We start from the raw sequence: 7,703 nt of genomic DNA, 5'->3' as shown, positions 1-7,703 counted from the left end.
CGCTCCCACAAGGATCTCTGATCAGCCACAAATCTATGGCCGACACAGAAACCTGTGGGAGCGAGCTTGCTCGCGATGACTGACTTCAGAACGCTACAAACCCTACTTCTTGGAAGCGACCATCGCCATAAACGCCGGCATCGCCGCTTCCTTGTCCGCCGCAATCCGCTGCACGTTCGGGTTCTGCTCCAGTCGCTCCAACAGCGCCCTGGCCGCCGGCATCTCGGCCAGCAGATCGATTTCGAACAGCTTATGCGCCACCGCACAGGCCAACGGTACGCTGTACAAGAAATACAGATCCGCAATGCTCAGACTGTCCCCCGCCACATAAGGGGCGAATTTGCCGTGCCTGCCCAATGCGGCAAAGCCCGCCAACAGCTCGGCCTTGGTCTTGTTCTTGATCGCCTCTGGCACCGGCATGCCGAAAAACGCCTCGGCGTAGCACGCCCGAGCCGGCAACTCGATGTACAGCTCGATTTCCTTGGCCACTGCCAGCACCTGCGCCCGCTCAAACGGATCGATCGGCAGGAGCGGGGTACCTTTCTGACTTTGCTCGATGAACTCGAGAATTACCGCCGTTTCGTTGATGAAACCCTGCTCGGAGCGCAAGACTGGCACCTTGCCGCGCGGACTGATGGCCAGCGCTTCCGGGCTTGTGCCGGCATAAAACGGTACTTCTTCAAACGGCAGACCCTTCTCCATCAGCGCCAGCTTGACCATGTTGTAGTAGTTACTGACGGAAAATCCATAAAGCTTGAGCATCACAAAGCCTCCAGGCCGTGCGGGGTTGGCAGTGCCTGTTTATAGAACGCCGAAGCGATTCTTGCCAGCAGCATCACAGCGCTGAATGCAGGTAAACTGGCCGCCTTAAACTTGAGGAGCCTGCCATGAGCGAGCCGACCGATATCGACAGCGACGAAGAAGAGTTCACCGAGAGCACACTGGTCCAAGCCATCGAAAACCAGATCGAAAGCGACAATCCTCCTGCGGCCAAGGCCACGTTCAACAAGCTGACCCTGGTGGGTTACGAGCGTGAGGAAATCCTCAACCTGATGGCCCACGTGTTGGCGGTAGAAATCGACGCGATCCTCGAAGAAGACCGCGCGTTCAACACCGAATGGTACGAAGCAGCCCTGCGTGCATTGCCAGAGTTGCCGCCGGAAAAGAAGTAACCCCGGTCTCCAGGGCGCAGGCCTCTGTGGCGAGGGANTCTCAACACAGATTGTCACCAATCTCCTCCGCCTTCCCCCAGCCCCTGACTACACTGAATCCACCCCGCTGCCGCACCACCCTTCGGGGAATGCATCCCGAGGCGAAAAAACCCTGTCGCGAGCACTGGACATGCCGCACGAGTGGGCTCACCTTAGGGGCGCTGTCGTCCAATTCCTAGAAAGTCTGGAGTCCTTATGTCGCTTACCCCTGAGTTGGTTGCCGAACTGGAAATCCTCGCCCTCTTCAACCTGGACAGTTCCCAGGAAGGTTTGAAAATTCATCAGACCGCTGCCCCGAAAGCCATTGCTGCCGCTCAACGCCTGTACGAAAAAGAACTGATCGATCAGCCCGATGGCGGTTATCTGACCAGTCTGGGTCGTGACGCCGCGCAAAATGTACAAACAGTTCTGACGATTCTGAGCGTCCAGGAAACAGCCTGAGTATTACTGCATCGCCCACGGAAACCCCTGCTACGGGATTTCCGCGGGCACACTTTTTGACCTGCGGTCGCCGCACGGTAGAAATCTGACGTCAAAAAACAAAATCAGCTTAAAAGTCCCGGGCCCGAGGCGCTAAACTGCCCCTCATCCGTAGACCCCACGTCCGAGCCTCGCGAGCCGGTTTGAGCTGACATGACCCGCACCCATGAAATCCGCCCCGATCTGGACCAGGGAATCGACCGCAAGGTTCTCAGCCAGCTGCGCGCGCGTTTTCTGAAGCTCAACGAAGGCCGCATGGCCCGTGCCATGGAAGGGTTGTCACCCCGCCAGCAAACGGTGCTGACGCTGCTGCCGCTGTTTTTCCACGTCAATCATCCGCTGCTGCCCGGTTATGTCTCGGGCAGCACGCCGGCCGGGCTGTCGAACTTCGAACCTGACGCCCAAGCGCTCGCCGAAGCCCAGCGCCTGACCCGCTCGTTCTCTTACAAGGCACGCCACGGCANCANCCGCCGCGGCCGATCCACGGCCTGTTTCTGATGGGCAGCCTCGGCACCCTGGCTCAGGCAGACCAAAGCGATATGGACGTGTGGGTATGCCACGCGCCCGACCTGGGCGAAAACGAGCTCGCCGAGCTGCGCAAAAAGTGCCAGTTGCTTGAGGCCTGGGCTGCCAGCCAGGGCGCCGAGGCGCATTTCTTTCTGATCGACCCGACCCGCTTCGTGCTCGGCGAGCGCGATACACAATTGAGTTCGGAAGACTGCGGCACCACTCAGCATTACTTGCTGCTGGATGAGTTCTACCGCACCGCAATCTGGCTCGCCGGGCGCACACCCATCTGGTGGCTGGTGCCGGTCTACGAAGAAGNCGCCTACGACCGTTACACCCACACGCTGCTGTCCAAGCGTTTCATCCGCGCAGACGAGTCGCTGGATTTGGGGCATCTGGCCTATATCCCGCCGGGGGAATTCATCGGCGCCGGGCTCTGGCAACTGTTCAAAGGCATCGAGTCGCCCTACAAATCGGTGCTCAAGTTACTGCTGACCGAGGTTTACGCCAACGAACACCCGAACGTGCATTGCCTGAGCCTGCGCTTCAAACGCTCGGTATTCGCCAATCAGCTGGACCTCGACGAACTCGACCCCTACATCGTCGTTTACCGGCGCATCGAGGAATACCTCACCGCCCGTGGCGAGCCGGAGCGCCTGGAACTGGTACGCCGAGCGTTGTACCTGAAGGTCAACCGCAAGCTCACCGGCAGCAGTCGCACCCAGAGCTGGCAACGTTCGCTGCTTGAGCGCCTGGCTCACGAATGGCACTGGGATCAGCGGCAGCTGGCGCTGCTCGACAGCCGCAGCCAATGGAAAGTCCGCCAGGTCAGCACCGAACGCCGAGCCCTGGTCAACGAGCTGAACTACAGCTACCGCTTCCTGACCCAGTTCGCTCGCACCGAGCAGACCGTCAGCCTGATTAACAAGCGCGACCTCAACGTGCTGGGCCGGCGCTTGTATGCGGCGTTTGAGCGCAAGGCCGGCAAAGTCGAATTCATCAACCCCGGCATCGCGCCGGACCTGGCCGAAGACACCCTGACCCTGGTGCAGGCGCCCAACAAGAAAGAAACCGGGCAAACCCAGTGGGGTTTGTACAACGGCAGTCTGGCAGCCCACGAGTGGGAACATTTCGCGCCGATCAAGCGCAGCCGCGACCTGCTGGAAATGCTCACCTGGTGCCACCGCAACGGCGTGATCGACAGCAGCACGCGCCTGGCGCTGCACCCGGGCGTCAGTGACATGACCGAGTTCGAACTGTTCAACCTGCTCGGCAGCCTGCAACAAAGCATCGCCCTGCCGTTGGCGACGGTCGCCGAAGAGCCGTTGCTGCGCGCCAGTGTGCCGAGTGAAGTGCTGATTCTGGTGAACGTTGGCGTCGACCCGCTCAAGCATCATCGCGACCTGAATATCCTGATGACCACCGAGCGTACCGACTCCTTGAGCTACGCCGGTGTCCGGGAAAACCTGGTGCTGACCCTGGACCAGGTCACGCTCAACAGCTGGAACGAAGTGTTGGTCAACCGCTACGACGGCCCTCACGCCCTGCTCGACTGCCTGCGCGATTACCTCAACAACTTGCCGAAAGGCCCACAACAACCCCGCTTGAGGGTGCGTTGTTTCTGCCACAACCGGGCGCAATTCATCGCCCGGCGGGTCGAGGAGGTACTCGACACCGCGCAGAACCTGCTGCTTAGCCAGCTCAATCATCGTTACCTGCTGCAGGTCCAGCAGCATTATCACGTGCTGGAACTGGTGCCCGGCCAGGTCAATCACGTCGCCCTCGCCACGTTGCCAGCGCTGTTCGATTACCTGGGTGAAGAACTCGCGAGCTACAGCCCGCTGCACCTGGACCCGATGGCACTGGAAGACCACGACCTGGCGCTGATCCTGCCCATGGGCCAGCCCGAATGCATTCAGGTGTTCTACCGAATCAACGAACAGCAGGCGGATCTGTACGTACTGGATGAGTTCAATGCCCTGTGGCAACAACGATTGCCCTATCACGACGAGCAAAGCCTGCTGGTGCCGCTGCAACGGTTCCTGCAATCGATCCAGTACCGGCGCGACGCGTTGCTGCCGATGAACACCGCCCAACCCCTGAACCTCGACACGTTGTATTACCAGCTATTGCCGTCAGGTCCCGGCCGGGCCCGTCGCGTCGAAGCCCGGCCGGCGCCGCAAACCCCGACCAACAAACCGTTCTACGACGTGCAGGCGATCATCGGCAAAGCCGCGCCGGGACAGGTGCAGGTCACGTTGTANTGCAATCAGCGGGAGTTTTGCGAACTGGANTATGGCGACCAACTGTTCAGTGTGGTCGCCCAGGAAATCGTCGATCAGCGTCGGGAAACCGAGCGCTACCGCTGCTACATCACCGACCTGGACCTGTCGGGCCTGCTCGGTGATGCTCAGAGTTCAAGTAATTTGTACTTGCGCTACAAGGCTGACCTGGAGCGCGCGTTGAATGAGGCGCTCGAGCAGGTCTAAGCGGTTTATTCCGGAAAGTGACCGCCCTCGGCTGGCTGTGATTCGACTTCCAGCAGGGTCAGTTTCAGGGTTTTGCCACCCGGTGCTGGCCAGTCGATGTGCTGACCGACCTGCAGGCCCAGCAAGGCGCTGCCGACCGGAGCCAGAATCGAAATCTTGCCTTCGTCGGCATTCGCATCCTTGGGATAAACCAAGGTCAGGTGACGCTCCTTGCCACTGCTTTCTTCACGGCAATGNACCCGGGAGTTCATGGTCACGACATCGGCAGGCACATCTTCGTGACCGACCAGGGTATCGGCGCGATCCAGTTCGGTTTGCAGCGCGATAACGCCCGGCAGCGTGTCATCCAGGCTGTCGATCAGGCGCTCCAGACGTTGCACGTCCAGACGAGTAAGAGTGATGGAAGGTGCGGTCATGATTGAGGCAGACTCCTTTNTTCTGCACAAAAAAAGCAAAACCCCGCCAGGAAAAGGCGGGGTTTTCACGGGCCTCGATGGGTTGAGGCGTTTCTGGACACTATCACAGCTCAATAATTATACAAGTGAGGGGCGACCAAGCCCCTGCGCTGACATTTTGGAGAGGGGCTTGCCTGTGGCGAGGGAGCCTGTCGGATCGCCGCACCGTCCCGCTCGGCTGCGCTGCAGTCGTGAGCTTTTTGGGGCCGCTTCGCAGCCCGGCGGGACGGTGCGGCGATCCGACAAGCTCCCTCGCCACAAAAGCTCTTATGCCAAGACTTTGCGCTGGACTGCCTGGGCGCAGATAACCCGGCGGCGATCATCGTCGGCCGAGCGCCATTCGCGGATGTCTTCGACATGACGAAAACAGCCAAGGCAGACCTTCTGTTCGTCCAGCCGACACACACCGCTGCACGGCGAAGGCACCGCCGGGCTGACATTGCTGTAGAGCGGCTTGGGCGGGCGAGCGGACGCAGGCTGGGTCACGATCTCACAGGCCTTCGAAATCGAGCTCGACGCCAGCCTGCTGCTTGACGATGCGCTCAAGCATCTCGCCCAACTGCTCTTCGCTCTTGTCGCACATCCAGCGCTCGCTTTCGGCGTCGTAATCGAAGTGGAAACCACCGGACACGGCCGCGAGCCACAGCTGACGCAGCGGTTCCTGACGGCTGAAGATCAACTGGCTGCCGTTTTCGAACTTGACGGTGAGCACACCGGCCGAGCTCTCCAGATCAATATCCAGGTCGCTCTCATCGAAAATATCTTCCAGCGCCTGCTGGGTNGCATCCACCAGGTCGTGNAAACGGGCTTCGGTCAAACTCATTACGGCAACCTCAAAAAGTATCTACTCACGCTCAAGCGCCGCAAGATACGGGCGAGCCCCGGTGATTGCAAAGAATAACGACTAAGCACCACTTTGTGGGAGCGAGCCTGCTCGCGAAGAGGCCAACACATCCAACATCTTTATTGGCTGACACACCGTCTTCGCGAGCAAGCCCACGCCCACAAGGATTGCACGATACTGGCCGGCATCATGCGAAGGCCCGCCGGACGGGAGCCGCGTTACATAGGCAAGCTGCCGGGTGGCCGGTATACTCCGGCGCAATTAACGCATATTCAAGGATTTCGCCATGAAGCGCCTGATCTCTTCCCTTGCTGCGCTCGTCGCGGTCGCCTGTCTTGTGTCGGCTTGTGGTCAAAAAGGCCCGCTGTACCTGCCTGACGATTCCCAGGACCCTGCCGAGCAGGCTCAGTCCTCGCAAAAGCAGCCGTCCAAAGCACACAAGCACGACGTCTACCAATAAGGGAAACTCATGGACGCTTTTAACTACCGGGACGGCGAGCTGTTCGCGGAAGGCGTGGCGCTGTCCGCCATCGCCGAGCGCTTTGGCACACCGACTTACGTCTACTCCCGCGCGCACATCGAAGCCCAGTACCTGGCGTTCGCCGATGCTTTGGCCGGCATGCCGCACCTGGTGTGCTACGCCGTCAAGGCCAACTCCAACCTGGGCGTACTGAATGTCCTGGCGCGCTTGGGCGCTGGTTTCGACATCGTCTCCCGTGGCGAGCTGGAACGTGTACTGGCCGCAGGCGGCAGCGCCGACAAGATCGTGTTCTCCGGTGTCGGCAAGACCCGCGACGACATGCGTCGCGCCCTGGAAGTTGGCGTCCATTGCTTCAACGTCGAATCCACCGATGAGCTGGAGCGTCTGCAAGTAGTCGCCGCCGAGCTGGGCGTTCGCGCGCCGATCTCCCTGCGCGTCAACCCGGACGTCGATGCCGGCACTCACCCGTACATTTCCACCGGTCTCAAAGAGAACAAGTTCGGCATCGCCATTGCCGACGCCGAGGACGTGTACATCCGTGCCGCGCAATTGCCGAACCTGGAAGTGCTGGGCGTCGACTGCCATATCGGCTCGCAACTGACCACCCTGCCACCGTTCCTGGACGCCCTCGACCGCCTGCTGGCGCTGACCGAGCGCCTTGGCGAGTGCGGCATCTACCTGCAACACATCGACCTCGGTGGTGGTGTAGGCGTGCGTTATCGCGATGAAGAGCCACCACAGATCGCCGACTACATCCAGGCCGTGCGCGAGCGCACCGAAGGCCGCGGCCTGACCCTGATGTTCGAGCCGGGCCGTTATATCGTCGCCAATGCCAGCGTACTGCTGACCCAGGTCGAATACCTCAAGCACACCGAGTACAAGGATTTCGCCATCGTCGACGCGGCGATGAACGACCTTATTCGCCCGGCGCTCTATCAGGCCTGGATGGATGTGACTGCGGTCAAGCCACGTACTGGCGAAGGTCGCAACTACGACATCGTCGGCCCGATCTGCGAGACCGGCGACTTCCTGGCCAAGGATCGTCAACTGGCCCTGGAAGAAGGCGACCTGCTGGCTGTGCATTCGGCCGGCGCCTATGGGTTTGTCATGAGTTCCAACTACAACACCCGCGGCCGCGCCGCTGAAGTGTTGGTGGACGGTGATCAGGCATTTGAAGTGCGTCGCCGTGAGACGGTAGCCGAGTTGTATGCTGGCGAAAGCCTGCTGCCGGAGTAA

The 7,703-nt window shown here is 60.4% G+C and carries 8 protein-coding genes and 1 pseudogene; 5 read left to right on the top strand and 4 right to left on the bottom strand.

The genetic code is table 11. The features are described 5' to 3' along the window. Positions 1 to 102: 102 nt before the first annotated feature. Complete coding sequence (locus B7L09_RS18375; protein ID WP_094470038.1) at positions 103 to 762, bottom strand: glutathione S-transferase family protein; 660 nt, start codon at positions 760 to 762, stop codon at positions 103 to 105. Between the two features lie 125 nt (positions 763 to 887). Between B7L09_RS18375 and B7L09_RS18370 the strand changes: the two genes are divergently transcribed. The 3 genes and pseudogenes from B7L09_RS18370 to B7L09_RS18360 all read left to right on the top strand — a co-directional run bounded on the left by B7L09_RS18370 (position 888) and on the right by B7L09_RS18360 (position 4,687). Next, positions 888 to 1,172, top strand: coding sequence for a hypothetical protein (locus B7L09_RS18370; RefSeq protein WP_094470037.1), 285 nt, complete (start codon positions 888 to 890; stop codon positions 1,170 to 1,172). Between the two features lie 234 nt (positions 1,173 to 1,406). After that, positions 1,407 to 1,652, top strand: a complete 246-nt coding sequence (locus tag B7L09_RS18365; protein WP_094470036.1) for a TIGR02647 family protein — start codon at positions 1,407 to 1,409, stop codon at positions 1,650 to 1,652. Between the two features lie 192 nt (positions 1,653 to 1,844). Further along, positions 1,845 to 4,687 (top strand): annotated as a pseudogene (locus tag B7L09_RS18360) (class I adenylate cyclase). Between the two features lie 5 nt (positions 4,688 to 4,692). On the opposite strand, the gene rnk reads toward B7L09_RS18360, so the two are convergent. The 3 genes from rnk to cyaY all read right to left on the bottom strand — a co-directional run bounded on the left by rnk (position 4,693) and on the right by cyaY (position 5,965). Continuing rightward, a complete protein-coding gene (gene rnk / locus B7L09_RS18355) occupies positions 4,693 to 5,103 on the bottom strand; it encodes a nucleoside diphosphate kinase regulator (RefSeq protein WP_094470035.1) in 411 nt (136 codons plus the stop codon). A 306-nt stretch (positions 5,104 to 5,409) separates the two neighbouring features. Beyond that, positions 5,410 to 5,628: a DUF1289 domain-containing protein gene (locus B7L09_RS18350; protein ID WP_094470034.1), complete on the bottom strand. Its 219-nt coding sequence runs from the start codon at positions 5,626 to 5,628 to the stop codon at positions 5,410 to 5,412. A gap of 4 nt (positions 5,629 to 5,632) precedes the next feature. Then, positions 5,633 to 5,965: an iron donor protein CyaY gene (gene cyaY / locus B7L09_RS18345; protein ID WP_094470033.1), complete on the bottom strand. Its 333-nt coding sequence runs from the start codon at positions 5,963 to 5,965 to the stop codon at positions 5,633 to 5,635. A 307-nt stretch (positions 5,966 to 6,272) separates the two neighbouring features. Here cyaY and lptM point away from each other — a divergent pair, with 307 nt between their 5' ends. Both lptM and lysA read left to right on the top strand, forming a co-directional pair. Next, entirely contained in the window at positions 6,273 to 6,446 is a 174-nt protein-coding gene (lptM, locus tag B7L09_RS18340) for an LPS translocon maturation chaperone LptM (protein ID WP_010465096.1), read from the top strand. 9 nt (positions 6,447 to 6,455) lie between these two features. After that, positions 6,456 to 7,703 (top strand): diaminopimelate decarboxylase, encoded by a 1,248-nt coding sequence (lysA, locus tag B7L09_RS18335; protein WP_094470032.1) that lies wholly within the window; start codon positions 6,456 to 6,458, stop codon positions 7,701 to 7,703.

Origin of the sequence: Pseudomonas mandelii, assembly GCF_002251635.1 — a bacterium.
In the GTDB taxonomy this organism is placed as follows: domain Bacteria; phylum Pseudomonadota; class Gammaproteobacteria; order Pseudomonadales; family Pseudomonadaceae; genus Aquipseudomonas; species Aquipseudomonas mandelii_B.
Note: the sequence above shows the minus strand (reverse complement) of the source record. Positions and strands in the feature narration are given on the sequence as shown.